The following is a 23,134-nucleotide window of genomic DNA, read 5'->3' on the forward strand; positions in this document are numbered from 1 at the left end:
GTGCGGATCACCCGCGCGTGACTCAGCGGGGGCGCGCGTGGCGGCGCTGGGCGACGGCTCGAGCCACCGTGCGGTAGACGGCCGCCCAGTCGTGGATGACCTGCGCATAGGTGAAGCGGAGGACCGTGTAGCCCCGCAGCGCCAGCTCCGCATCGTGGCGCACGTCGCGCGTGCGCGTCGCTGAGGACGAATGGAACTCGTGACCGTCAACCTGAAGGACGAGCCAGTCGCCCAGGAGCGCGTCGACCCGGTGGTCTGCGACGAGGACCTGGGGCCGAATCCGACAGTTGAGTGGTGCCAACCCGCGAGCGAGGATCGTCTCCAAGCCGGAGTCGGCGAGGCCGGTGACCTCTTCGGCTAATCGACGCGCGGCGGGCGAGGCCCACACGACGAGTCGCAGTGACGCTGCCGACAGCTTCTCGGTGCGGCACGCCGATTCCCAGATGATGAGTGCGCTCTCCGGGTCGCAGCAGGTCGCGATGTGCTGCAGTGAATCCTCGACCGACTCGATGAGCGCGCCGCGGGGTACCGCGACGAGCGGCCGGTTCCGATGGAGGTGGTCGGACGTCGCGGCGGGGGAGGAGTGCGGACTCACATGGAGGTGGCGGCCTCGTGGGATCGAATCGGGCATCCACCAGCCACGCGACGCCGCCGCCGTCACGCAGGCCACGCGCCCGTTCACCTGCGCTGCGGCGACGAGATCTGCGTCGACCTGGTGCGACGCGATCCAGTTCCGCCCGATCGTGGTCACCTCGTGCGCCGCCACGGCGGGCCGGATGTGGCGGGCGTCGAATCCGGCATCCCACGCCTGCTTCCGATGCGCGATCCCGCCCTGCTGCTGGAGCCATGTCAGGAGGTTCATGGTCGAATCCTCCGCGTGCATCCGGGCGTTTCCGGGTTACGTGGGCACCGTCGCGGATGGATCTAATGGTGACCGGCACTGTGGAGGAACGGGTGGGTGCTGCGGAGGGCGGCAACGCCTGTCCCGAACGGAGGACATTTCACGCTGATCGGACCACTTCGGCGCATTTCGTCCTCGTTTCGCGACAATGTCCTCGGATGGCGACAATGTCCTCGTTTGGCGACGACGCCCTGGCCTCGATGCCGCGGAGCGAGCCGTGGGGAGGAGCCGAACCCCGGAATCCCGGCCGAAGCCGGGAATCACCCGAGCGCGACACGCCCGGGTTTGCAGTACCGTTCCCGGGGTGGCAAACTAGTGAGGTTCCACATTTCTGCGTGCCGTCATGTCCTCATGACCATGCGGGATCACTACCACGGCAGTGCACAGGCGGCGCGAGAGCGTCAGGGTCTGGGCCGCGGGTAGCAGGACGCAATCCGATACTCGCATGAGGGCTCTGCTTTCGTGCGGCCATCGGTAGCCGGCCCACGCCGGCGATGACAGCAGAACAGTGGTGCAGCATCGCACGGCCATGAGTCGTGTGCGAGTGCCAGAGGCGCAACCCGCGCCCCGTGCGTCCAATGCCCCCAGAGGTACGACGCGGAAAGAGAGATAAAGATGGCGGGACAGAAGATCCGCATCCGACTGAAGTCGTATGACCACGAGGTCATCGACTCTTCGGCGCGCAAGATCGTCGACACCGTGACCCGGGCGGGCGCTACCGTCGTGGGTCCGGTTCCACTCCCCACGGAGAAGAACGTGGTGGCGGTCATCCGCTCGCCCCACAAGTACAAGGACAGCCGCGAGCACTTCGAGATGCGCACCCACAAGCGCCTCATCGACATCATCGACCCGACGCCCAAGGCCGTCGATTCGCTGATGCGCCTCGACCTGCCCGCTGATGTCAACATCGAGATCAAGCTGTAAGGCCGGTATCGAACATGACTGACATCAACACGAAGGTTTCCCAGGGTCTGCTGGGCACCAAGCTCGGCATGACCCAGGTCTGGAACGAGAACGGCAAGCTCATCCCGGTCACCGTGATCGAGCTCGCTCCCAACGTGGTCACTCAGGTCCGCTCGGCCGAGCGTGACGGCTACAACGCCGTCCAGATCGCCGCCGGTCAGATCGACCCGCGTAAGGTCACCAAGCCCCTCACCGGTCACTTCGAGGCTGCCGGCGTCACGCCGCGTCGCCACGTGACGGAGATCCGCACCGCTGACGCTGCCGAGTACACGCTCGGTCAGGAGCTCACCGTTGACGGCGTCTTCGAGGCCGGTCAGCTGGTCGACGTCGTCGGCACCAGCAAGGGCAAGGGCACCGCGGGTGTCATGAAGCGCCACAACTTCAAGGGCGTTTCGGCATCTCACGGTTCTCACCGCAACCACCGCAAGCCCGGTTCCATCGGTGCTTCCTCGACCCCGAGCCGTGTCTTCAAGGGCATGCGCATGGCTGGTCGTATGGGTGGCGAGCGCGTGACCGTCCTCAACCTCACGGTGCACGCCATCGACGCCGAGAAGGGACTCATGCTCGTCAAGGGCGCCGTCCCCGGTGCACGTGGCCGCATCGTCTACGTCCGCAACGCAGTGAAGGGCGCGTGAGCATGGCTGACACGACTCTCAAGCTCGACGTTCAGGGCGCTGCAGGCAAGAAGGCCGGTTCGGTCGATCTGCCCGCTGAGCTCTTCGACGTCAAGACCAACGTTCCGCTGATCCACCAGGTCGTCGTCGCGCAGCAGGCTGCCGCGCGTCAGGGCACCCACTCGACCAAGCGTCGTGGTGAGGTCTCCGGTGCCGGCCGCAAGCCGTTCAAGCAGAAGGGCACCGGTAACGCTCGTCAGGGCTCCATCCGTGCTCCTCACATGACCGGTGGTGGCATCGTCCACGGACCGAAGCCGCGCGACTACTCGCAGCGCACCCCCAAGAAGATGATCGCCGCCGCCCTGCTGGGTGCGCTGAGCGACCGTGTTCGTGGCGAGCGCGTGCACGTCGTCGACAGCTTCGGCATCGAGGGCACCCCCTCGACCAAGAAGGCTGCCGCGCTGCTGGCTTCGTTCCCGGGCAAGAACACGCTCGTCGTGCTCACCCGTGACGACGAGATCAGCGCCCTGTCGGTTCGCAACCTCGTGAACCTGCACGCGCTGTACTTCGACCAGCTCAACGCCTACGACGTGATCGTCTCCGACGACATCGTCTTCACCAAGGCCGCTTTCGACGCGTTCGTCGCATCGAAGTCCGCCGCTGAGGAGGTCTCGGCATGACCGCGATCAACAAGGACCCGCGCGACATCATCCTGAAGCCGGTCGTCTCGGAGAAGTCCTACGGACTCATCGACGAGGGCAAGTACACCTTTGAGGTGGACCCCCGCGCGTCGAAGACCGAGATCAAGCTGGCCATCGAGAAGATCTTCTCGGTCAAGGTGGCGTCGGTCAACACGCTCAACCGCGTCGGCAAGGCCCGTCGCACCCGCTTCGGCACGGGCAAGCGCAAGGACACCAAGCGCGCCATCGTGACCCTGAAGTCCGGCACCATCGACATCTTCACAGCTGTCGGCTGAGGACCGGAGGAGTAGAGAAACATGGCTATTCGCAAGTACAAGCCCACGACCCCGGGTCGTCGCGGTTCGTCGGTGGCCGACTTCGCTGAGATCACACGATCGACGCCTGAGAAGTCGCTGCTTCGTCCGCTGTCGAAGACCGGTGGACGTAACAACCAGGGCCGCATCACGACCCGTCACATCGGTGGTGGCCACAAGCGCCAGTACCGTGTCATCGACTTCCGTCGCAATGACAAGGACGGCGTGAACGCCAAGGTCGCTCACATCGAGTACGACCCCAACCGCACCGCTCGTATCGCGCTGCTTCACTACGTGGACGGCACCAAGCGCTACATCCTGGCTCCGAACAAGATCCAGCAGGGCGACATCATCGAGTCGGGTGCTTCGGCTGACATCAAGCCGGGCAACAACCTGCCGCTGAAGAACATCCCCACCGGTACGGTCATCCACGCCATCGAGCTCCGCCCCGGCGGCGGTGCGAAGATCGCGCGTTCGGCTGGTGTCTCGGTGCGTCTCGTCGCCAAGGACGGCCCCTACGCCCAGCTGCGTATGCCCTCCGGTGAGATCCGCAACGTCGACGTCCGCTGCCGCGCGACGATCGGCGAGGTCGGCAACGCCGAGCAGTCGAACATCAACTGGGGTAAGGCCGGCCGTATGCGCTGGAAGGGCGTTCGCCCGACCGTGCGTGGTGTCGCCATGAACCCGGTCGACCACCCGCACGGTGGTGGTGAGGGTAAGACCTCCGGTGGACGTAACCCTGTGACCCCGTGGGGTCAGAAGGAAGGCCGTACGCGTCACGCCAACAAGGAAAGTGACAAGTACATCGTCCGTCGCCGCAATGCTGGCAAGAAGCGTAAGTAGGAGTCAAGAAGATGCCTCGCAGTCTTAAGAAGGGCCCCTTCGTCGACGAGCACCTGCTTCGCAAGGTTGTCTCGCAGAACGAAGCTGGGACGAAGAACGTCATCAAGACGTGGTCGCGCCGCTCGATGATTGTGCCGAACATGCTCGGTCACACCATCGCCGTGCACGACGGCCGCAAGCACATCCCGGTGTTCGTCACCGAGTCGATGGTCGGTCACAAGCTGGGCGAGTTCGCGCCCACCCGCACCTTCCGCGGTCACGTGAAGGACGACAAGAAGGGCCGTCGCCGCTAAGGCGACGCAGAGGAGAGAAAAATGGTGGAGTCCATCGCACGTGTGCGACACATCCGCGTGACCCCTCAGAAGGCTCGTCGTGTCGTTGCACTGATCAAGGGCAAGCAGGCCGAGGAGGCGCTGGCGATCCTCAAGTTCGCAGCGCAGTCGGCTTCTGACCCGATCTACAAGCTCGTCGCGTCGGCCATGGCCAACGCACGAGTCACCGCCGACAAGAACGGCGAGTTCCTGGACGAGCGTGACCTGTACGTGAAGAACGCGTACGTCGACGAGGGTACGACGCTCAAGCGTTTCCAGCCCCGTGCACAGGGTCGCGCCTTCCAGATCAAGAAGCGCACGAGCCACATCACGGTCGTGCTCTCGACGCCGGAGGCCGCTGACACGGCTGCCGGCTCCAGCAAGAAGGCGAGCAAGTAATGGGACAGAAGGTCAACCCGTACGGCTTCCGCCTCGGAATCACGACCGACCACGTGTCGCGTTGGTTCTCGGACTCGACGAAGCCCGGCCAGCGTTACGCCGACTACGTCGCCGAGGACATCCGCATCCGCAAGCTTCTGCAGACGCAGCTGGACCGTGCCGGCGTCAGCAACATCGAGATCGAGCGCACCCGCGACCGCGTTCGTGTGGACATCCACACGGCGCGCCCGGGTATCGTCATCGGTCGTCGTGGTGCTGAGGCCGAGCGCATCCGCGCTGACCTCGAGAAGCTCACCGGCAAGCAGATCCAGCTGAACATCCTCGAGGTGCGCAACCCCGAGGCCGACGCTCAGCTGGTCGCGCAGGGCATCGCCGAGCAGCTCTCTGCTCGTGTGGCGTTCCGTCGCGCGATGCGCAAGGGTCTGCAGGGCGCTCAGCGCGCCGGCGCCAAGGGCATCCGCATCCAGGTCTCCGGCCGCCTCGGCGGCGCCGAGATGAGCCGTTCGGAGTTCTACCGCGAGGGTCGTGTGCCGCTGCACACGCTGCGCGCGAACATCGACTACGGCTTCTACGAGGCGAAGACCACCTTCGGCCGCATCGGCGTGAAGGTCTGGATCTACAAGGGCGACCTCACCAACAAGGAACTCGCACGCGAGCAGGCCAACGCGCCCAAGGCTCGTCGTGACGACCGTGGCGACCGCCGTCGTGGCCCGCGTAACAACGCGGCCACCGAGGCACCGGTCGCGGAAGGAGCTTCGGCGTAATGCTCATCCCCCGCAAGGTCAAGTACCGCAAGCAGCACCACCCCGGTCGCTCGGGCCATGCTACCGGTGGCACCAAGGTGTCCTTCGGCGAGTTCGGCATCCAGGCGATCACCCCGGCCTACGTGACCAACCGTCAGATCGAGGCAGCTCGTATCGCGATGACCCGTCACATCAAGCGTGGCGGAAAGGTGTGGATCAACATCTACCCCGACCGTCCGCTGACCAAGAAGCCGGCCGAAACCCGCATGGGTTCCGGTAAGGGTTCACCCGAGTGGTGGGTCGCCAACGTCAAGCCGGGTCGCGTCCTCTTCGAGGTCGCGGGCGTGAGCGAGGAGCTCGCACGCGAGGCCCTCACCCGTGCCATCCACAAGCTGCCCCTGAAGGCACGCATCATCAAGCGCGAGGAAGGCGACGCATAATGGCGATCGGTACCAAGCAGCTCGCCACGAGCGAGCTCGACACTTTCGAAGACCAGCGCCTCCTCGAGGAGGTCCGTAAGGCCAAGGAAGAGCTGTTCAACCTGCGCTTCCAGTCCGCCACGGGTCAGCTCGAGAGCCACGGCCGCATCCGCGCCGTCAAGCGCGACATCGCGCGTCTGTACACCGTGATCCGTGAGCGCGAGCTCGGCATTCGTGCCACGCCCGCTCCCGTCGAGGCGGCCCCCAAGGCCAAGAAGGCGACGAAGGCGAAGAAGGCTGACGCTGACGCGCCGAAGGAGGAGGCCGAGTAATGGCTGACAAGAAGGACGAGACGGTGGCCCCCGAGCTCGAGCGCGGTTACCGCAAGGCTCGTCGTGGCTACGTCGTCAGCGACAAGATGGACAAGACCATCGTCGTCGAGGTTGAGGACCGCGTTAAGCACCCCCTCTACGGCAAGGTCATCCGCCGCACCTCGAAGGTCAAGGCGCACGACGAGACCAACAGCGCCGGCATCGGCGACCTGGTTCTCATCAACGAGACCCGTCCGCTGAGCGCTACCAAGCGCTGGCGCCTGGTCGAGATCCTCGAGAAGGCCAAGTAAGCCCTCGGCTTACTTGGAATCCAAGGAGTAACAAGTGATTCAGACTGAATCCCGCCTCAAGGTCGCCGACAACACCGGTGCCAAGGAGCTGCTCACCATCCGCGTTCTCGGTGGCTCCAGCCGTCGTTACGCGGGTCTCGGTGACATCATCGTGGCCACCGTGAAGGACGCCATCCCGGGCGGAAACGTGAAGAAGGGCGACGTGGTCAAGGCCGTCGTCGTCCGCACGAAGAAGCAGACGCGCCGTCCTGACGGTTCGTACATCAAGTTCGACGAGAACGCTGCCGTCATCCTGAAGAGCGACGGGGAGCCCCGCGGCACCCGCATCTTCGGACCGGTCGGCCGCGAACTTCGTGACAAGAAGTTCATGAAGATCGTCTCGCTGGCACCGGAGGTCATCTGATCATGGCGAAGATCAAAAAGGGTGACCTGGTTCAGGTCATCACGGGTCGCAAGCAGGACAAGGGCGGCGACCGCGGCAAGCAGGGCAAGGTCCTCGCGGTCCTCGCCGAGTCGAACCGTGTGGTCGTCGAGGGTGTGAACTACTCGACGCGCCACACGCGTGTCGGCCAGTCGCAGCGCGGCACCAAGACGGGTGGCATCGAGACCATCGAAGCCCCCATCCACATTTCGAACGTCGCCATCGTGGACCCCTCGTCGAAGAAGCCGACCAAGGTCGGTCACCGCGTCGAGGAGCAGACGAAGGACGGCGTGAAGCGCACCGTTCGCGTGCGCTACGCAAAGAAGAGCGGTAAGGACCTCTGATGGCAACGGCTGAGCCCCGCCTGAAGGCGAAGTACAAGTCCGAGATCGCACCGGCACTGCAGAAGGAGTTCGGCTACCCGAACGTCATGCAGATCCCCGGTCTGGTCAAGATCGTCGTCAACACCGGTGTCGGTGAAGCGGCTCGTGACTCCAAGGTGATCGAGGGTGCGGTCGCAGACCTCACCGCGATCACGGGTCAGAAGCCGATCGTCACCAAGGCCCGTAAGTCCATCGCGCAGTTCAAGCTGCGCGAGGGTCAGGCCATCGGTGCGCACGTCACCCTCCGCGGTGACCGCGCCTGGGAGTTCATGGACCGTCTGGTCTCGCTCGCCCTGCCGCGTATCCGCGACTTCCGTGGTCTGTCAGACAAGCAGTTCGACGGCAACGGAAACTACACGTTCGGTCTGCAGGAGCAGTCGGTCTTCCACGAGATCGATCAGGACAAGATCGACCGCGTTCGCGGTTTCGACATCACTGTCGTCACCACCGCGAAGACGGACGCCGAGGGACGCGCGCTGCTGAAGCAGTTCGGGTTCCCGTTCAAGTCGGACGACGCTCAGGCGTAATCCGGCGGGAACGCCCACCTGAGATCACCTCTCTGCCGACTCCCTGCGTTTTGTGCGCGGGGAGTCGGCATGAGAGGATCGATCTTTGGGTATCTCCACCACAGGTCGGCCCGCCTTCCAGCGGAGTCGAAACCTGGTGAACGAAGGAAAATACATATGACAATGACAGACCCGGTCGCAGATATGCTGACCCGTCTGCGCAACGCCAACTCGGCGCACCACGACTCCGTGTCGATGCCGTCGAGCAAGCTGAAGACGCACATCGCCGAGATCCTCCAGAAGGAGGGTTACATCGCCGGATGGAACGTCGAGGATGCACGCGTCGGCAAGACGCTGACCCTCTCGCTCAAGTACGGACCCAACCGTGAGCGCTCCATCGTCGGCATCAAGCGCGTGTCGAAGCCCGGTCTTCGCGTGTACGCACGCTCCACCGAGCTGCCCACCGTCCTCGGCGGCCTGGGCATCGCGATCCTGTCCACCTCGTCTGGCCTCCTCACGGACCGCCAGGCCGACCAGAAGGGCGTGGGTGGGGAAGTCCTCGCCTACGTGTGGTGACCCGCGATGTCTCGTATCGGTCGTCTTCCCATCGACATCCCCTCGAACGTCACTGTGACCATCGAGGGCTCTGAGGTCGCCGTCAAGGGCCCCAAGGGTGAGCTGCTGCTCTCCGTGGCCAGCCCCATCGAGGTCAAGGTCGAGGAGAACCAGGTTCTGGTCACTCGTCCCGACGACGAGCGCGCTTCGCGCTCGCTGCACGGCCTGACGCGCACCCTCATCAGCAACAACATCATCGGCGTGACCGAGGGCTACACCAAGGGCCTCGAGGTTGTCGGCACCGGTTACCGTGTGGCTCAGAAGGGTGACTCCATCGAGTTCGCCCTCGGCTTCTCGCACCCCGTCCTGGTGGACCCGCCCGCGGGCATCACCCTGACGGTCGAGGGCAACAACAAGGTCACCGTGGCGGGTATCGACAAGCAGGCCGTCGGTGAGACCGCTGCCAACATCCGCAAGATCCGCAAGCCCGAGCCGTACAAGGGCAAGGGCGTGCGTTACGCCGGCGAGGTCGTGCGTCGCAAGGCCGGAAAGGCTGGTAAGTAATCATGGCTGTGAAGAGCAAGTCCGACGCCCGCGCGCGTCGTCACGCCCGTCTTCGCAAGCGCATCGTTGGCACCGCCGAGCGTCCGCGCCTGGTTGTGACGCGTTCCGCCCGCCACGTGTTCGTCCAGGTCGTGGACGACAGCAAGGGTCACACCGTTGCTTCCGCTTCGACGCTCGAGGCGGACTTCCGTGCGGCTACCGAGGACAAGACCGCCAAGGCACGTAAGGTCGGCGAGCTCGTCGCCGAGCGTGCGAAGGCGGCAGGCATCACCGAGGTCGTCTTCGACCGCGGTGGCAACCGCTACGCGGGTCGCGTCGCAGCTATTGCTGACGGCGCCCGTGAGGGAGGTCTGAGCCTGTGAGCGACAACAAGGAGACCGAAGTGACCGAGACCGCAGCCCCCGCGGCTGAGGCGGCGGCGACCACCGAGCGCGAGCGCGAGCCGCGTCGTGGTGGACGCGAGCGCAACCCGAACCGTGACCGCGGTTCGCGTGACCGCGCAGAGAGCCAGTTCCTCGAGCGCGTCGTCACGATCAACCGCGTGTCGAAGGTCGTCAAGGGTGGACGCCGCTTCAGCTTCACGGCCCTCGTGGTCGTGGGCGACGGCAACGGCCTCGTCGGCGTCGGCTACGGCAAGGCGCGCGAGGTTCCGCTGGCGATCTCGAAGGGTGTCGAGGAGGCGAAGCGTAACTTCTTCCGCGTTCCCCGCATCCTGAAGACGATCCCGCACCCCGTTCAGGGTGAGGCCGCTGCAGGCGTCGTCCTGCTGCGTCCGGCTGCTGCCGGTACCGGTGTTATCGCCGGTGGTCCGGTTCGCGCCGTGCTCGAGTGCGCTGGTATCCACGATGTCCTGTCGAAGTCCCTCGGCTCGTCGAACACGATCAACATCGTGCACGCGACCGTTGCGGCACTGAAGCAGCTCGAGGAGCCGCGTGCCGTGGCCGCTCGCCGTGGCCTGGATTACGACCAGGTCGCTCCGGCGAAGATCCTCAAGGCGGAGGCCCAGGCCGCCGCCGATGCAGCAGCTGAGAAGGTTGGTGCCTGATGGCCTCGCGTCTCAAGGTGACCCAGATCAAGTCCAAGGTCAGCGAGAAGCAGAACCAGCGCGACACGCTGCGTTCGCTCGGTCTGAAGCGGATCGGCGACTCGGTCGTCCGTCCGGACGACGCGCAGACGCGCGGTTACGTCAAGACCGTCGCTCACCTCGTCAAGGTTGAGGAGATCGACTAATGGCAGAGAAGAAGGACGAGACCGTGGAGACGGTCGACGCCCCGAAGAAGGCTGCCGCCAAGAAGCCGGCCGCCAAGAAGGCTCCCGCCAAGGCCGAGGCTCCCGCCTCGCGCCCGCAGGTGCTGAAGGTCCACCACCTGCGTCCCGTCCCGGGCGCTCACACCGCGAAGACCCGTGTCGGTCGCGGTGAGGGCTCCAAGGGTAAGACCGCGGGTCGCGGTACCAAGGGTACGAAGGCGCGCTATTCGGTGCGTCCCGGCTTCGAGGGTGGGCAGATGCCGCTGCACATGCGCACCCCGAAGCTGCGCGGGTTCAAGAACCCGTTCCGCGTGGAGTACCAGGTCGTGAACCTGGACAAGCTCTCGGAGCTGTACCCGGCCGGTGGCGATGTGACCATCGCCGACCTGGTCGCCAAGGGTGCTGTGCGCAAGAACGAGAAGGTCAAGGTTCTCGGCAACGGTGACATCACCGTTAAGCTGAACGTCCAGGTGGACAAGGTCTCCAGCTCTGCTGAGCAGAAGATCGTCGCCGCCGGTGGTTCGGTAGGCTGAGGCTCAGAGCCTGAGTCGTGAAACGGGCGGCCGGGGTCAAGACCCCGGCCGCCCGTTCCCCGCTTTTAGACGTTTCGTCAGGAGGACGAGTTTGTTCAGCGCAATCGCGCGGATCTTCCGCACCCCGGATCTTCGGCGCAAGATCGGTTTCACACTGCTGATCATCGCCATCTATCGCCTGGGTGCGCACATCCCGGCTCCGTTCGTGGACTTCCCGAACGTGCAGGCCTGTGTCGCGAGTGCATCGACCTCTGAAGGTCTGCTCTCGCTCGTCAACCTGTTCTCCGGTGGGGCACTGCTCCAGCTGTCGATCTTCGCCCTCGGTGTCATGCCGTACATCACGGCGACGATCATCACGCAGCTGCTGCGAGTGGTCATCCCGCACTTCGAGACGCTCTACAAGGAAGGCCAGGCCGGTCAGGCGCGTCTCACGCAGTACACGCGTTACCTGACGATCGCGCTGGCGCTCCTGCAGTCGACCACCCTCGTCACGGTGGCTCGCACCGGGCAGCTGTTCGGCACCGGCGGTCCCGCCGCGTGTGAGAACCTGCTGACCAACACCGCCTGGTGGGCGCAGTTGATGATGATCATCACGCTGACCGCCGGTACCGGTCTGATCATGTGGTTCGCCGAGCTGGTCACCGAGCGTGGCATCGGAAACGGCATGTCCCTGCTGATCTTCACGTCCATCGCCGCCGGCTTCCCGGCATCGATGTGGGCCATCTGGACTGCCAAGAGCCCCGAGGTCTTCTTCCTCGTGCTGGCCGTCGGCATCCTGGTCGTCGCGCTCGTGGTGTTCGTCGAACAGTCGCAGCGTCGTATCCCGGTCCAGTACGCCAAGCGCATGGTCGGTCGTCGCACGTACGGCGGCACCAACACCTACATCCCGATCAAGGTCAACATGGCCGGTGTGGTGCCGGTCATCTTCGCCTCGTCGCTGCTGTACTTGCCCGCCCTCATCGCCCAGTTCAACCAGAACCCGGACAAGGACGGCAACATCCCGGGCTGGGTCGTCTGGATCCAGACGTACCTCGTGAAGGGCGACCACCCGCTCTACATGTTCCTGTACTTCCTGCTGATCGTCGGCTTCACGTTCTTCTACGTGGCCATCACGTTCAACCCGGTCGAGGTCGCCGACAACATGAAGAAGTACGGCGGATTCATCCCCGGCATCCGTGCTGGCAAGCCGACGTCTGACTACCTCGAGTACGTGATCAACCGCATCACCACTCCGGGTGCCATCTACCTCGGTCTCGTGGCTCTGCTCCCGCTCATCGCCTTGGCCACGGTCGGCGCGAACCAGAACTTCCCGTTCGGCGGCGCTTCCATTCTCATCATCGTCGGTGTGGGGCTGGAGACCGTCAAGCAGATCGACGCGCAGCTTCAGCAGCGCCACTACGAAGGGCTCCTCCGATGACGAACTCCTCTGCACGCTTCCTGATCGTCGGCCCGCAGGGCTCCGGAAAGGGAACGCAGGGGGTCCGCATCGCGGACGCGTTCGGCATCCCGGTGGTCTCCACCGGCGACATCTTCCGCGCGAACATCAAGCAGGGCACGGACCTCGGCAAGAAGGTCCAAGCCATCACCGCCGCCGGTGACCTCGTCTCGGACGAGCTCACCGGGGAGCTGGTGAGCGACCGCCTCTCGCAGGAGGACGCTGCTGCGGGCTTCCTGCTGGATGGCTACCCGCGCAACCGTGCGCAGGTGGGGCACCTGGATGAGATTCTGACCGATCAGGGCGTCGCCCTGGACGCTGTGATCGCGCTGGACGTTCCCCGCGAGGAGTCCATCGCCCGGATCGCGCTGCGGGCGCAGGAGCAGGGTCGTGAGGACGACACACCGGATGCCATCGCTCACCGTCTGGAGATCTACGAGCGGGAGACCGCTCCGATCCTTGCGATGTACGCGGAGCGTGGCGTGCTCGACACGATCGACGGCGTCGGAACTCTGGATGAGATCACCGAGCGCATCTTCGCAGCGCTGGCCGCACGCGGCCTGGCTCCCGTCACGGTCTGATGCGCCTCTTTCCCAACTCGCAGTACAAGACTCCAGCCCAGCTGCGCCAGATGGTCGTGGCTGGGCGGATCACGTGCGCCATGCTGGACGCGGTCGCAGCGACCATCCGCCCCGGCATCACGACGCTGGACCTGGATGCCGCAGCCGAGGCGGAGATGCTCCGCCACGGCGCGAAGAGCAACTTCAAGATGGTGAAGGGCTACCACCACACCACGTGCGTCTCGGTGAACGAGCAGGTGGTGCATGGCATCCCCGGACCCCTCGTGCTGCAGCCCGGCGACATCGTGTCGGTGGATGTCGGCGCCGAGTTCGACGGGTGGAACGGTGATTCCGCCCGCACGTTCGTCATCCCCGATGCGTCCCGGCCGGAGGTCGTGACGCATCGCCATGAGCTCTCGCGCGTGACCGAGACGTCGATGTGGGCGGGTATCGCCGCAATGGCGACCTCGACGCACACGCGCGACATCGGTGTGGCCATCGAGAAGTACATCCTCGAGCACCCGCTGTCGGAGCACGGTCGTCCGGCGGGCATCCTCCGCGACTTCGTCGGTCATGGCATCGGACGCAAGATGCACGAGAAGCCGAGCATCTTCAACTATGAGGCCGGCGGCCCGGGTGCCGAGATCGAACCCGGGCTCTGCGTGGCGATCGAGCCGATGATGACCGCCGGTACCGAGCAGGTCGTGGTCGAAGAGGATGACTGGACGATCAGCACCACGGACGGATCGATGGGCTCGCACTGGGAACATTCCGTTGCCGTGCACGACGGCGGCATCTGGGTGCTGACGGCCGCCGACGGGGGAGCAGCTGGTCTTGCGCCGTTCGGTGTTGTGCCGGTTCCGATTTCCTGATCCGTTACATCATCGTTCTCGCTCACACCGCAGGCTCAGGCAGGTGCAGGGCAAAATGGATTCCAGCGCATTGAATGCGGCTCCGCTCTGGAGCCCACGGCACTGAACAGAGGAAGACATGGCGAAGGCTGCTGCCCGCAAGACGAACTGGTTCGCAATCTGGACCAGCGTGATCGTCGCTGTCATCGTGATCGGCGCCGGTGTGGCCGTCGTCGTGGGAAACAGCGTCGCGACGAGCTCCGGTACCGCGCCGGCCGCCTCGAACCTCGACAAGGACAGCGGCGCGCTGCTGTTCGGCGAGGGTAAGAACCGCGTCGAGACATACATCGACTTCCAGTGCCCCGCGTGCAACCAGTTCGAGGGCGCCTATGGCGAGCAGCTGGCGGAGCTTGCCGACAACAACGTCATCACCCTCGCGGTGCACCCGGTGGCGATCCTGGACCGCTTCTCGATGGGCACGAACTACTCCAGCCGCGCTGCGAACGCCTACTACTGCGTCGCAGACACCGACAGCTCGAAGCTGCAGGAGTTCACCACCACGATGTTCGCCAACCAGCCCGCGGAGAACAGCTCGGGTCTGACGGACGAGCAGATCGTCGGATTCGCGAAGGACGTCGGCGTCGACATCACGACCTGCCAGCAGGAGGCGAAGTTCGCCAAGTACGTGACCTGGTCCACGAAGAAGCTGCCCGCGAACCCGGCTACGGGAAGCGGCGCGACGCCCACCATCGTGATCGACGACGAGTACCAGCAGCTGGCGACGATCGGTGCATCTGCCAGCTTCTTCACCGACAAGTTCGGTGCGGGTACGTCCACCGAGTCGCCCGCCCCGAGCGCCTCGGCTTCGCCCGAGTCCTCCAGCACTGCGACGCCGTCGCCTTCCGCGACGAAGTAACACCTCCGAACGGGCCCGCACCACTGGTGCGGGCCCGTTCTTGTTCGTTGCGGCACCCGCGAGGCATCAGCGGCGTAGGGTGGGGCACACGGACGAAGGAGCATCGTGACATCACCGACGCTGTACCTCTGGTTCCCCGGCAACGCGAGTGAGGCACTGGACTTTTACCAGTCCGTGTTCGGTGGCGAGATCACCAAGCACACGTACGCCGAGTTCGGCCGCGCGGACGGGCCGGCTGACGCCATCGCCCATGGCTACGTCGAAGGCCCCGTGACCCTGTATGCCACTGACGCGTCCGGAGGCGAGGACGCCGTCGACATCCGCGGTGTGGCGATCGCGCTGCTCGGCACGGCGGATGCTCCGACTCTCACGCGCTGGTTCGATCTGCTCGCGGAGGGCGGCACAGTGCTCGATCCGCTGCACGCGACGACGTGGGGATCCCACGATGGTCAGCTGCGCGACCGCTGGGGCGTGCGCTGGCTGATCGGCTATGAGGACGAGGAACCCGCCGTCACCCCGTGATCGCGGCGAGGTCGGTGGCGAACCAGCGCACGTAGCTGTCCCACGGGTCCTGGTTGCCGCGAAGCTCAGCGGCGTGCGCCACGAGGACGTCCGCGGCCGCGAACCACTCGCCGCCGAGCCTGAGCTCCGCGAATTCGAGATGGCGGCTGTGCTCCAGCGTCCGATCGCCGCGCTCGAAGGCCAGCAGCTCCTCGTGCGCGATGGCGGCGAGACGCTGGCGGGGGTTGGCGGTCGTGCCGATCTTGATGCGGTCGCGCCAGCGCAGGTAGTACACCACATCCACGCGCGGCGGCGGGAGGTCCGGATCGGGCGCATCCCCGAACCGCCAGCCGCATCGCGCGCACCGCAGGCCGCCGTCGAGGCGCTCGGCGCGCAGCCCCCGGCACAGCAGACACGGTGCGGGCAGCTCGGACATGTCGCTCACCCTATGTCGGGCCGCCGACAGTGGATGACGGGAGCCGCACGCCAGGCGCGTCTCAGCGGTCCACCCATGCCGCCTGGGCGGCCGTGTAGCGCTCGCCCTGGACCTGGCTGGCCAGATCGTCCAGTAGGCGCCGCTCGTCGGCGGAGAGGGCCACCGTGGTCGCCGCCGCGTTCTCCGCGATACGCGCGGTACGGCGTGTACCCGGAATCGGCACGATCCAGGAACGCTGCGCCAGCAGCCAGGCCAGGGCCACCTGACCCGGCGTCGCATCGTGGTCGCGGGCGAGCTCTGCCACGCGCTGCACGAGAGCGGCGTTGGCTGCGCGATTCTCCTCCGCGAAGCGCGGACTGCTGAGGCGGGAATCGCCCTCTGCGTACTGCGTCGATGCGTCTACCGTGCCGGTCAGGAACCCACGTCCCAGCGGACTGAACGGGACGAACCCGATGCCCAGCTCCTCCAGTACGGCGAGCACGCCCTGTTCCGGATTGCGTGTCCACAGCGAGTACTCGCTCTGCACCGCGGTGACCGGCTGCACCGCGTGCGCGCGGCGAATGGTGGCGGGGGAGGCCTCGGAGAGCCCGAAGTGACCCACCTTGCCCTCGGCGATCAGCTCGCGCACGGTGCCGGCGACATCCTCGATCGGCACGGCCGGGTCGACCCGGTGCTGATAGAACAGATCGATCCGGTCGGTGCGCAGTCGACGCAGCGATGCCTCGGCGACACGGCGGATCTGCTCGGGGCGACTGTCGAGTCCGACCATCTGCCCGCCCTGGATGTCCCACCCGAACTTGGTGGCGATCACCACGTCGTCGCGCAGCGGCTCCAGCGCTTCACCGACGAGTTCCTCGTTGTCGTACGGGCCGTAGACCTCCGCTGTGTCGATGAGGGTGACACCGAGCTCTGGTGCTGAGCGCAGCACCGCGATCATGTCCTCTCGTGATCCCGGATTCGGACCGTAGAACTGAGACATCCCCATCGCGCCGAAACCGATCGCGGATACTTCGAGGTTCTGGCCCAGGGTTCTGGTGTGCATGTGCGGCTCCTTCGATGTGTTGCTAGGAGAGACGCTACGCACGCGTGGCCGATGCTGCCAGGTTCTGCGAGGACCCCTGTGGCCTGCGGGTCGGCTGGGAGAGCGCCGGGGTCTCTGGCGATCATCAGATTCAAGCGATATATCGGTATATATCGCTTGATGCGTCGGCCCGGTCGACGCGGAGGAGGAGACCACCATGAACGCAACCAACTCGATGCCCGGATTCGGCAACCCGATGAACGGCCTGTGGGATGCGATGGAGCAGCTGCGCGACGGTTTCGAGCGCCGGTTCGCGCCGCCCCGGATGGCACGCGGTGATGTGCGCGCGGCGATCCTGACCCTCCTCGCCGAGCAGCCGATGCACGGCTACCAGATCATCCAGGAGATCGCCGACCGCAGCGAAGGCGCCTGGAAGCCCAGCCCGGGGTCGGTGTATCCCACGCTGCAGCTGCTAGCCGACGAAGGCCTGATCGAGGCGGACGAAGCCGACGGACGCAAGACCTATTCGCTGACGGACGAGGGGCGCGCGGCGGCGGAGGCGAGTGACGGCGCGGCTCCCTGGGAGAGCTCGGCCTCGTCCACGGGCGCATCTCACAATCTCGCGCTGCCCAAGGCCGGCGCGAAGCTGGCGCAAGCGGCGGCCCAGGTCGGACGTGACGGCACGCCCGCTCAGGTCGAGTCGGCGATCGCCGTGCTGGAAGACGCGCGTCGCAAGCTCTACGCGATCCTCGCACAGGAGTGATGGCCGAAGACCGGCGCGAATCGACCGCCGGATCCGCCGCGGACGCGGTGATCCGGCAGCTCGGCATCGCCGACACAGGCACATCGGCAGCGCCCGCGCGGGTGGATCCCGCCCTGCGCGGGCGCTATCGCCGCATCATGCGCTTCGCCACGCGTGTGCTGGTGCAGTCGTGGTGGTACGAGCTGGTGCTGCCCACGGTGGGCTTGCGCGCTCTCGCGAACCGCTCGCGGACACGCCGCATGGTGGGAATCGCCCGCCGTTTCCATCCGCTGGCCGTGGAGCTCGGCGGGCTCATGATCAAGGTGGGCCAGTTCCTCTCCTCGCGACTGGACGTCCTGCCGCCCGAGGTGACGGCAGAGCTCGCGGATCTGCAGGATGAAGCCCCTCCGGTGCCGTTTGAGGAGATCCGTCGCGCGGCCGAGGCGAGCCTGGGAGTGCCTCTCGATCGCGCCTTCGAGCGTCTGGATCCGATCCCGCTGGCGGCGGCGTCGCTGGGGCAGGCGCATCGCGGGGTGCTGCGTCCCGAAGATGCCGAGATCGCCGGCTTCGCAGACGTGGTCGTGAAGATCCAGCGCCCCGGCATCGATCGGATCGTCGACACCGACCTGGCTGCTCTCGCACGCATCGGTCGCATCCTGGCGCGTGTGCGCATGGTGTCGCGTCGGGTCGACGCCCCCGCGCTGGTCGCCGAGTTCGCCGCGGTCAGCCGGGATGAGATCGACTATCTGCACGAAGCCGCCAGCGCCGAGCGCTTCGCGATGGACACAGCCGACCGGCCGGGCGTGGACGGACCGCGAGTGGCGTGGGAGCGCACCACGCGAAACGTGCTGGTGCTGGAGGATGTCTCCGCGATCAAGATCAGTGACGTGGCGGCGCTACGAGCCGCGGGCATCGATCCGACCGCCGTCGCACACGCCTTCGCGACCGCGATGCTGGACCAGGTGTTCCTCGACGGCCCCTTCCACGCCGACCCGCATCCGGGAAACGTGTTCGTGACGCCCGATGCGAGTGCCGAGGGTGGATTCCGCCTCACGTTCATCGACTTCGGGATGATGGGCGAGGTCTCCGGCGAGCTGCGAGAACGACTGCAGACCGCCGTCATCGCCGTGGTCTCTCGAGACGGAGCCGGTGTGGTCCGCGCCTTCCGCGACGTCGGGATGCTGCTGCCCTCCGCGGATACGGCCGAGTTGGAGCGGGCACTCACCGCCCTCTTTGAACGATTCGGCGGGATGGGGTTCGCTGAGCTGCAACAGGTCGATCCGCGGGAGTTCCGCGACTTCGCCCGGGAGTTCGGCGATGTCGTCCGCGAGCTGCCCTTCCAGCTCCCGGAGAACTTCCTCCTGCTCATCCGCGCGGTATCCCTGACGTCCGGCGTCTGCAGTGCGCTGGATCCGGCGTTCAACATCTGGAACGCCGCGGAGCCGTATGCGATGGGCCTGATGACCCGGCAGACCGGCGGCGCGCTCCGGGGGCTCGGAAAGCGGGCGGCGGACGTCGCCGCTGTGGTGGCGCGGCTGCCGCAGCGGGCGGACACGCTCATCACCACCCTGGACGAAGGTCGGCTGGTGGTGGACACGTCCCGTCTGGAGCGCAGGGTGGAGAGGCTCGCGCGTCGGGTGATCGCCGTGGTGATCTTCGCCGGGCTGATCATCGGTGGTGCGGTGGTGCACGCGTCCGACGCCGTGCTGGGCGCGGCGTTGATGATCGGGTCGGCTCCGGTCGGAGCCTTCGCTCTCTTCTCCCGCTCCCGGTGAGGGGCTTGCGGGTGCCAGCTTCTGAGGAGTGAACTGTGCGCATGAGCGAAGAGAACGCGCGCGGGCGCATCGTGATCGATCTGTTCAGCACCCTGGACGGGGTCGTCCAGGCACCGGGAGGGCCAGAGGAGGATCCCAGCAATGGATTCCGCTTCGGCGGATGGCAGGCGCCGTTCGAAGACGAGGCGGTCGGTGCGGACATCGTGGCCGGTCTGCAGTCCATGGACGCGCTGCTGCTCGGGCGGCGCACCTACGACATCTTCGCGGCGTACTGGCCCCACCACGTGGACGGTCCGGAGGGGATGATCGGGCGGATCATCAATGCGGTGCCGAAGTACGTGGCCTCCCGGAGCGAGTGGGAACCCGAGTGGGAGAACACCACGCGAATCGGTGCCGATGTCCCCTCCGAGGTGGACGCGCTGCGAGATCGGCACCGCAGCATCCACGTGATCGGCAGCGTGGATCTGGTGCAGACGCTGCTCGCATCTCAGGTGTATGACGAGCTGAAGCTGTGGACGTACCCACTCGTTCTGGGGCAGGGCAAGCGGGTGTTCCCGGAGGGGGCGACGCCGGCGAACGTCCGACTGCTGGCGCCGGCGACCACCTCACCGCTCGGAGTGCTCACCCTGCGCTACGGCCCGGTGGACCTGGCGCCGCAGACCGGCACCGTCGGCGAATAGCGCGCCGACGTCGGCACCCCGTGTGAGGATGTCGTCATGCACACCACCAACTACGTCGACACCTTCATCGCCGTGGCACCGGACAGCCGCGCGGTGGCCGCGGAGGCGCCGCCGGCCGAGGGCGAGAATCCGAGCATCGCCGCTCGACAGTTCGCGATGCTGCACGGCCACCCGTACGAGTACACGTCGGACGAGGTTCTCTTCACGGTCTACGCGGATCGCGCGGGCATTGCCGAGTCGGATCGGGCGCGGGCGAGGGAGGAATTCTTCTCTCGCGGGCAGGCCTGCTTGCGTGCGAGCGCCCTGGGAAAGCGGTACGGCTGGGGAACGCATCACGACGCTGAGGGACGCGTGGCGCTGGTGCCGATGGGAAGCGCGGAGTACGAACGGCTGTCTGCGTCGAGCGAGCTGGCGCAGACCGCGGCGATGAGGTCTCGCCGCGGATGAGCCCTACGGTGCGGTGAGGAACGCGCGCACCACACTCGAGATGCGCGCATGCGCTTCCTCCGCAGGCATGGTGGGCGTGCCATCGCCGGCCTGCGGCCCGTAGGCACCGAAGGATGCGTGACTGCCGCCGTCCAGCACGAAGGCTGCGGCGTCGGCCGGCAGCAGGGGCCAGGCCGCTTCGATCTTCGCCGGCGTGGACAAGCCGTCCGCGCTGCCGGAGATGCTGAGCACGTCGTACCCGGTCTGGGAGATGTCGTTGGAGCAGTAGCTGGCGAACAGGATCAGTCGCTCCACGCCCGCGTTGCCCACCAGCTGACAGGCCTTCACCCCACCGAGGGAGTGGCCGCCGACCGCCCAGTCTGAGATTTCCGGCACCAGATCGGTGAATCGGGACAGCGGACGCAGGTCGAGGATGGCGAGGTTCAGCGGTGGCTTGGTGATCACCACGGTGGTGCCGTCGTCGACCAGAGCCTGGAACGTCGCGGCGTACCCCTCCGGGGCGACCTTCGCGCCCGGGATGAACACCAACCCCGTGCCGTCGGAGGCATCGGTCGGACGCATGACCCACGCCGTGCCCTCATCGACCAGTTCGATCCCGGTATCGGCGCGAACCGCCGCCAAGGGGTCCGGCTCTGCCGCCATGACACCCGTGTTCGCCCAGATCAGGAAGCCGGCAGCCGCGCCGATGACGAGGGCGAGCACGCTTCCCCCCACCCAGCCGAGCACGCGGCGAAGGCGGTGCGGCCGCGGCTGCTTCGGGGCCGGGCGATCGTCTCCGCGGGACTCGTCCGAGCGCTCGGCCGGTGCCTCGGCGTCGACCACGTCCTCAGCGGAAATGGGGTCGCCGTCGGCTGCGGACGAGGCTGGATCGGGTGCGCTCACCTCTCCAGCGTAGACGCGGGAGAGGAGTGAGCGCGGTCGTGATCAGAAGTTCTCCCAGGTGAGCTTCCAGGTCTCGTCAGACATGTCGACGGTCACCCGATAGAAGTCCGGGGTGCTGTATAGCTCACACGGTGCCGTGGCGCCGTCCTTCGTGCACGTGGCCGCGAAATCCACCGAGCCGAAGTCGGTCACCTCGACGGCCACACCGTCGTAGGAGATATCGATCGTCGGGTCGGCGAGGTCGCTCAGCGAGTCCTCGTCCATGCTGCGGGTGATCCCGTTCTCCGTCAGGGTTTCCCCCACTGTCGACGGGTCGAGGGAGAGACCGCAGCCGGCCTCGATCGTCTTCTCCGCCAGGCAGGCGGTAATCGCGTCGCTCACTGTCTTGATGACCTTGGTGCGGGCGTTGTCGGTGAGCTGGATCTCGCTTGACCGCGGTGCCGATGCGCTCAGCGGGGTGACTGCGAACATGCCGTCGTGCGGGAGCGTGAAGTTCTTGTTGGCCGGTGCGACCTGGTAGACGCCCAAGAAGACGTCCGCGGTGTCGCTCGTCAGCGGCACGCCGTTGAGTTCCAGCGCGAACTGAGCGGGGGAGAGGTAGAGCGTCTGCACCATGTCGTAGGACGCGACCTTCGCGCGGCCCTTCTTGTCGACGGAGATCATGAAGTCCTGAGAGACCGCGTTGTCGCCCACCATGAAGTCGACCGTGGCATACCCGCCGTAGCTTCGAACATCGTCGGCGTCGATCTCGACATCCGTGATCGGGGAGAGCTTGTTGGAATACTCCAGCACCTCATCGGTGAGGAACGTCTTGTCCAACCCGGCGGTGTCATCCAGGTAGGAGAGCGCCTTCTTCGAATCCGAGTCGATCAGGGCATCGAAGAAGCCCTGCACCGTCTCCGCTGCTGCCGCCGACGCGTCACCGTTCGCGGGCCGACCGCCGTCGGAGCCTGCCGCCCCGCGGATCGAGTTGATCACCAGAGCGATGATGACGATGATGACCGCGAGCACCGCGAGGCCGCCGATGATCAGCCCGATGAGCAGACCGTTGCGCTTCGGGCGGTCGGGGATGACCGTCGAGCCGTACATCGGGACGCCGGGTCCCCCCGGACCTGCCGGGGCGCCGGGGTAGCCCGCCGGCGCCCCATAGGGCGCCGTTGGCTGGTTCGGTGCGCCGTAGGGCGGGAGAGGCTGGCTCGGTGCGCCGTAGGGAGCGGTGGGCTGGTTCGGTGCGCCGTACGGCGGCGTGGGTTGCTGTGCGCCGCCGTAGGGTGGCGCAGACGGGGAGGGCTCGCCGTACTCGGGCTGCGGCGGCACCGTCACGGGCGCATCTCCGAAGTCGATGGTCGGCTGCTCGAACGGCGTCGTCGGCTGCTCGGGCACACTGTCGTTCGTCGGCTGGTCAGCGCTGTTGTCGCTCATCGCAACTCCCCCTCAGGACGGACCGCGCAGCCCGTCGATCATTGAGAAAGATGGTACAGCGGGTGTCACGCTCACGCCTCAGGAGGAGTGCTCCCACCCTCGTTTGCGCGCCGGCGACGCTCCAGCTCCTCCCGCAACCGCCACTCCTCGATCTCGCGATCGAGGTCGGCCATCTGCTGCTCCGTGGTGCGGGTGTCCGCGGTGCGTGGCGGCAGGTATCCGGGCCCTGCCGCGGGGCGTCGGGTGCGAGCGGCAGGCAGGCGTGTGCCGTCGTACTCGCGACCGAGAATCCACCACAACAGGCTTCCGATCAGGGGAAGAAGGATCACGATGAGGATCCAGAAGACCTTCGGCAGGTGCTTCACCTTGCTCGAGTCACGCAGGATGATGTCCACCAGGGACGTGACGAACAGCGCTACCGTGAGCAGAGTCATCAACGGGATCATG

Annotated in this window: 35 protein-coding genes; 29 read left to right on the top strand and 6 right to left on the bottom strand. The window is 66.3% G+C overall.

What is annotated here, in order from left to right; translation table 11 throughout:
- Positions 1 to 22: 22 nt before the first annotated feature.
- Positions 23 to 862, bottom strand: a complete 840-nt coding sequence (locus tag ACI3KU_RS03715; RefSeq protein WP_404920945.1) for an endonuclease domain-containing protein — start codon at positions 860 to 862, stop codon at positions 23 to 25.
- 654 nt (positions 863 to 1,516) lie between these two features.
- Between ACI3KU_RS03715 and rpsJ the strand changes: the two genes are divergently transcribed.
- The 25 genes from rpsJ (at position 1,517) to ACI3KU_RS03840 (ending at position 15,303) form a co-directional block, all read left to right on the top strand.
- Positions 1,517 to 1,825, top strand: a complete 309-nt coding sequence (gene rpsJ / locus ACI3KU_RS03720; protein WP_040162964.1) for a 30S ribosomal protein S10 — start codon at positions 1,517 to 1,519, stop codon at positions 1,823 to 1,825.
- Between the two features lie 14 nt (positions 1,826 to 1,839).
- Positions 1,840 to 2,499, top strand: coding sequence for a 50S ribosomal protein L3 (gene rplC / locus ACI3KU_RS03725; RefSeq protein WP_404920946.1), 660 nt, complete (start codon positions 1,840 to 1,842; stop codon positions 2,497 to 2,499).
- A gap of 2 nt (positions 2,500 to 2,501) precedes the next feature.
- Entirely contained in the window at positions 2,502 to 3,158 is a 657-nt protein-coding gene (rplD, locus tag ACI3KU_RS03730; RefSeq protein ID WP_404920947.1) for a 50S ribosomal protein L4, read from the top strand.
- Positions 3,155 to 3,454, top strand: coding sequence for a 50S ribosomal protein L23 (gene rplW / locus ACI3KU_RS03735; protein WP_231091570.1), 300 nt, complete (start codon positions 3,155 to 3,157; stop codon positions 3,452 to 3,454). Before rplD ends, rplW begins: the two co-directional genes overlap by 4 nt.
- A 21-nt stretch (positions 3,455 to 3,475) precedes the next feature.
- A complete protein-coding gene (gene rplB, locus ACI3KU_RS03740; protein ID WP_404920948.1) occupies positions 3,476 to 4,315 on the top strand; it encodes a 50S ribosomal protein L2 in 840 nt (279 codons plus the stop codon).
- Positions 4,316 to 4,326: 11 nt separating this feature from the next.
- Complete coding sequence (gene rpsS, locus ACI3KU_RS03745) at positions 4,327 to 4,608, top strand: 30S ribosomal protein S19 (RefSeq protein ID WP_040162977.1); 282 nt, start codon at positions 4,327 to 4,329, stop codon at positions 4,606 to 4,608.
- A gap of 21 nt (positions 4,609 to 4,629) precedes the next feature.
- Entirely contained in the window at positions 4,630 to 5,025 is a 396-nt protein-coding gene (rplV, locus tag ACI3KU_RS03750; protein WP_231091572.1) for a 50S ribosomal protein L22, read from the top strand.
- Entirely contained in the window at positions 5,025 to 5,789 is a 765-nt protein-coding gene (gene rpsC, locus ACI3KU_RS03755) for a 30S ribosomal protein S3 (RefSeq protein ID WP_404920949.1), read from the top strand. The genes rplV and rpsC overlap by 1 nt, the downstream gene beginning before the upstream one ends.
- The gene (gene rplP, locus ACI3KU_RS03760) at positions 5,789 to 6,208 is read left to right on the top strand and encodes a 50S ribosomal protein L16 (RefSeq protein ID WP_404920950.1); all 420 of its coding nucleotides are present in this window, start codon (positions 5,789 to 5,791) and stop codon (positions 6,206 to 6,208) included. The genes rpsC and rplP overlap by 1 nt, the downstream gene beginning before the upstream one ends.
- Positions 6,208 to 6,519 carry a 50S ribosomal protein L29 gene (gene rpmC, locus ACI3KU_RS03765; RefSeq protein ID WP_404920951.1) on the top strand — a complete coding sequence of 104 codons (312 nt, stop codon included), beginning with the start codon at positions 6,208 to 6,210 and terminating at the stop codon, positions 6,517 to 6,519. The genes rplP and rpmC overlap by 1 nt, the downstream gene beginning before the upstream one ends.
- Positions 6,519 to 6,809, top strand: coding sequence for a 30S ribosomal protein S17 (gene rpsQ / locus ACI3KU_RS03770; protein WP_269143071.1), 291 nt, complete (start codon positions 6,519 to 6,521; stop codon positions 6,807 to 6,809). Before rpmC ends, rpsQ begins: the two co-directional genes overlap by 1 nt.
- A gap of 34 nt (positions 6,810 to 6,843) precedes the next feature.
- Entirely contained in the window at positions 6,844 to 7,212 is a 369-nt protein-coding gene (gene rplN, locus ACI3KU_RS03775) for a 50S ribosomal protein L14 (protein WP_231091576.1), read from the top strand.
- Positions 7,213 to 7,214: 2 nt separating this feature from the next.
- Positions 7,215 to 7,574, top strand: coding sequence for a 50S ribosomal protein L24 (gene rplX, locus ACI3KU_RS03780; protein ID WP_404920952.1), 360 nt, complete (start codon positions 7,215 to 7,217; stop codon positions 7,572 to 7,574).
- Positions 7,574 to 8,140 carry a 50S ribosomal protein L5 gene (gene rplE / locus ACI3KU_RS03785; protein ID WP_404920953.1) on the top strand — a complete coding sequence of 189 codons (567 nt, stop codon included), beginning with the start codon at positions 7,574 to 7,576 and terminating at the stop codon, positions 8,138 to 8,140. The genes rplX and rplE overlap by 1 nt, the downstream gene beginning before the upstream one ends.
- A 156-nt stretch (positions 8,141 to 8,296) precedes the next feature.
- On the top strand, positions 8,297 to 8,695 hold the full coding sequence (gene rpsH / locus ACI3KU_RS03790; protein WP_404920954.1) for a 30S ribosomal protein S8: 399 nt from the start codon (positions 8,297 to 8,299) through the stop codon (positions 8,693 to 8,695).
- 6 nt (positions 8,696 to 8,701) lie between these two features.
- Positions 8,702 to 9,238: a 50S ribosomal protein L6 gene (gene rplF / locus ACI3KU_RS03795; protein WP_404920955.1), complete on the top strand. Its 537-nt coding sequence runs from the start codon at positions 8,702 to 8,704 to the stop codon at positions 9,236 to 9,238.
- 2 nt (positions 9,239 to 9,240) lie between these two features.
- Complete coding sequence (gene rplR / locus ACI3KU_RS03800; protein ID WP_404920956.1) at positions 9,241 to 9,600, top strand: 50S ribosomal protein L18; 360 nt, start codon at positions 9,241 to 9,243, stop codon at positions 9,598 to 9,600.
- Positions 9,597 to 10,283: a 30S ribosomal protein S5 gene (gene rpsE, locus ACI3KU_RS03805; RefSeq protein WP_404920957.1), complete on the top strand. Its 687-nt coding sequence runs from the start codon at positions 9,597 to 9,599 to the stop codon at positions 10,281 to 10,283. Before rplR ends, rpsE begins: the two co-directional genes overlap by 4 nt.
- On the top strand, positions 10,283 to 10,468 hold the full coding sequence (gene rpmD / locus ACI3KU_RS03810) for a 50S ribosomal protein L30 (RefSeq protein WP_167038504.1): 186 nt from the start codon (positions 10,283 to 10,285) through the stop codon (positions 10,466 to 10,468). Before rpsE ends, rpmD begins: the two co-directional genes overlap by 1 nt.
- Complete coding sequence (rplO, locus tag ACI3KU_RS03815; protein ID WP_404920958.1) at positions 10,468 to 11,019, top strand: 50S ribosomal protein L15; 552 nt, start codon at positions 10,468 to 10,470, stop codon at positions 11,017 to 11,019. The genes rpmD and rplO overlap by 1 nt, the downstream gene beginning before the upstream one ends.
- 91 nt (positions 11,020 to 11,110) lie before the next feature.
- Entirely contained in the window at positions 11,111 to 12,436 is a 1,326-nt protein-coding gene (secY, locus tag ACI3KU_RS03820; protein WP_404920959.1) for a preprotein translocase subunit SecY, read from the top strand.
- The gene (locus tag ACI3KU_RS03825; RefSeq protein ID WP_404920960.1) at positions 12,433 to 13,035 is read left to right on the top strand and encodes an adenylate kinase; all 603 of its coding nucleotides are present in this window, start codon (positions 12,433 to 12,435) and stop codon (positions 13,033 to 13,035) included. Before secY ends, ACI3KU_RS03825 begins: the two co-directional genes overlap by 4 nt.
- Positions 13,035 to 13,886, top strand: a complete 852-nt coding sequence (map, locus tag ACI3KU_RS03830; RefSeq protein ID WP_404920961.1) for a type I methionyl aminopeptidase — start codon at positions 13,035 to 13,037, stop codon at positions 13,884 to 13,886. The genes ACI3KU_RS03825 and map overlap by 1 nt, the downstream gene beginning before the upstream one ends.
- A 118-nt stretch (positions 13,887 to 14,004) precedes the next feature.
- Entirely contained in the window at positions 14,005 to 14,781 is a 777-nt protein-coding gene (locus ACI3KU_RS03835; RefSeq protein WP_404920962.1) for a DsbA family protein, read from the top strand.
- A 105-nt stretch (positions 14,782 to 14,886) separates the two neighbouring features.
- Complete coding sequence (locus ACI3KU_RS03840; protein ID WP_404920963.1) at positions 14,887 to 15,303, top strand: VOC family protein; 417 nt, start codon at positions 14,887 to 14,889, stop codon at positions 15,301 to 15,303.
- Here the strand turns inward: ACI3KU_RS03840 and ACI3KU_RS03845 are convergent.
- Both ACI3KU_RS03845 and ACI3KU_RS03850 read right to left on the bottom strand, forming a co-directional pair.
- Positions 15,293 to 15,718: a GIY-YIG nuclease family protein gene (locus ACI3KU_RS03845; protein WP_404920964.1), complete on the bottom strand. Its 426-nt coding sequence runs from the start codon at positions 15,716 to 15,718 to the stop codon at positions 15,293 to 15,295. The genes ACI3KU_RS03840 and ACI3KU_RS03845 overlap by 11 nt on opposite strands.
- Before the next feature lie 61 nt (positions 15,719 to 15,779).
- Positions 15,780 to 16,760: an aldo/keto reductase gene (locus tag ACI3KU_RS03850; RefSeq protein ID WP_404920965.1), complete on the bottom strand. Its 981-nt coding sequence runs from the start codon at positions 16,758 to 16,760 to the stop codon at positions 15,780 to 15,782.
- A gap of 196 nt (positions 16,761 to 16,956) precedes the next feature.
- On the opposite strand from ACI3KU_RS03850, the gene ACI3KU_RS03855 reads away from it, so the two are divergent.
- The 4 genes from ACI3KU_RS03855 (at position 16,957) to ACI3KU_RS03870 (ending at position 20,383) form a co-directional block, all read left to right on the top strand.
- Positions 16,957 to 17,502, top strand: a complete 546-nt coding sequence (locus ACI3KU_RS03855; RefSeq protein WP_404920966.1) for a PadR family transcriptional regulator — start codon at positions 16,957 to 16,959, stop codon at positions 17,500 to 17,502.
- 137 nt (positions 17,503 to 17,639) lie between these two features.
- Complete coding sequence (locus ACI3KU_RS03860) at positions 17,640 to 19,256, top strand: ABC1 kinase family protein (protein WP_404921020.1); 1,617 nt, start codon at positions 17,640 to 17,642, stop codon at positions 19,254 to 19,256.
- A 41-nt stretch (positions 19,257 to 19,297) separates the two neighbouring features.
- Complete coding sequence (locus ACI3KU_RS03865) at positions 19,298 to 19,936, top strand: dihydrofolate reductase family protein (protein ID WP_404920967.1); 639 nt, start codon at positions 19,298 to 19,300, stop codon at positions 19,934 to 19,936.
- A 36-nt stretch (positions 19,937 to 19,972) separates the two neighbouring features.
- Complete coding sequence (locus tag ACI3KU_RS03870) at positions 19,973 to 20,383, top strand: DUF6157 family protein (RefSeq protein ID WP_404920968.1); 411 nt, start codon at positions 19,973 to 19,975, stop codon at positions 20,381 to 20,383.
- Positions 20,384 to 20,386: 3 nt separating this feature from the next.
- On the opposite strand, the gene ACI3KU_RS03875 is transcribed toward ACI3KU_RS03870, so the two are convergent.
- The 3 genes from ACI3KU_RS03875 to ACI3KU_RS03885 form a co-directional block, all read right to left on the bottom strand.
- Positions 20,387 to 21,265, bottom strand: coding sequence for an alpha/beta hydrolase (locus tag ACI3KU_RS03875; protein ID WP_404920969.1), 879 nt, complete (start codon positions 21,263 to 21,265; stop codon positions 20,387 to 20,389).
- Positions 21,266 to 21,307: 42 nt separating this feature from the next.
- Positions 21,308 to 22,687, bottom strand: coding sequence for a hypothetical protein (locus tag ACI3KU_RS03880; RefSeq protein ID WP_404920970.1), 1,380 nt, complete (start codon positions 22,685 to 22,687; stop codon positions 21,308 to 21,310).
- Between the two features lie 71 nt (positions 22,688 to 22,758).
- Entirely contained in the window at positions 22,759 to 23,121 is a 363-nt protein-coding gene (locus tag ACI3KU_RS03885; RefSeq protein WP_404920971.1) for a PLDc N-terminal domain-containing protein, read from the bottom strand.
- Positions 23,122 to 23,134: the final 13 nt, after the last annotated feature.

The organism is Microbacterium sp. ZW T5_56 (assembly GCF_044987425.1).
Taxonomy (GTDB): domain Bacteria; phylum Actinomycetota; class Actinomycetes; order Actinomycetales; family Microbacteriaceae; genus Microbacterium.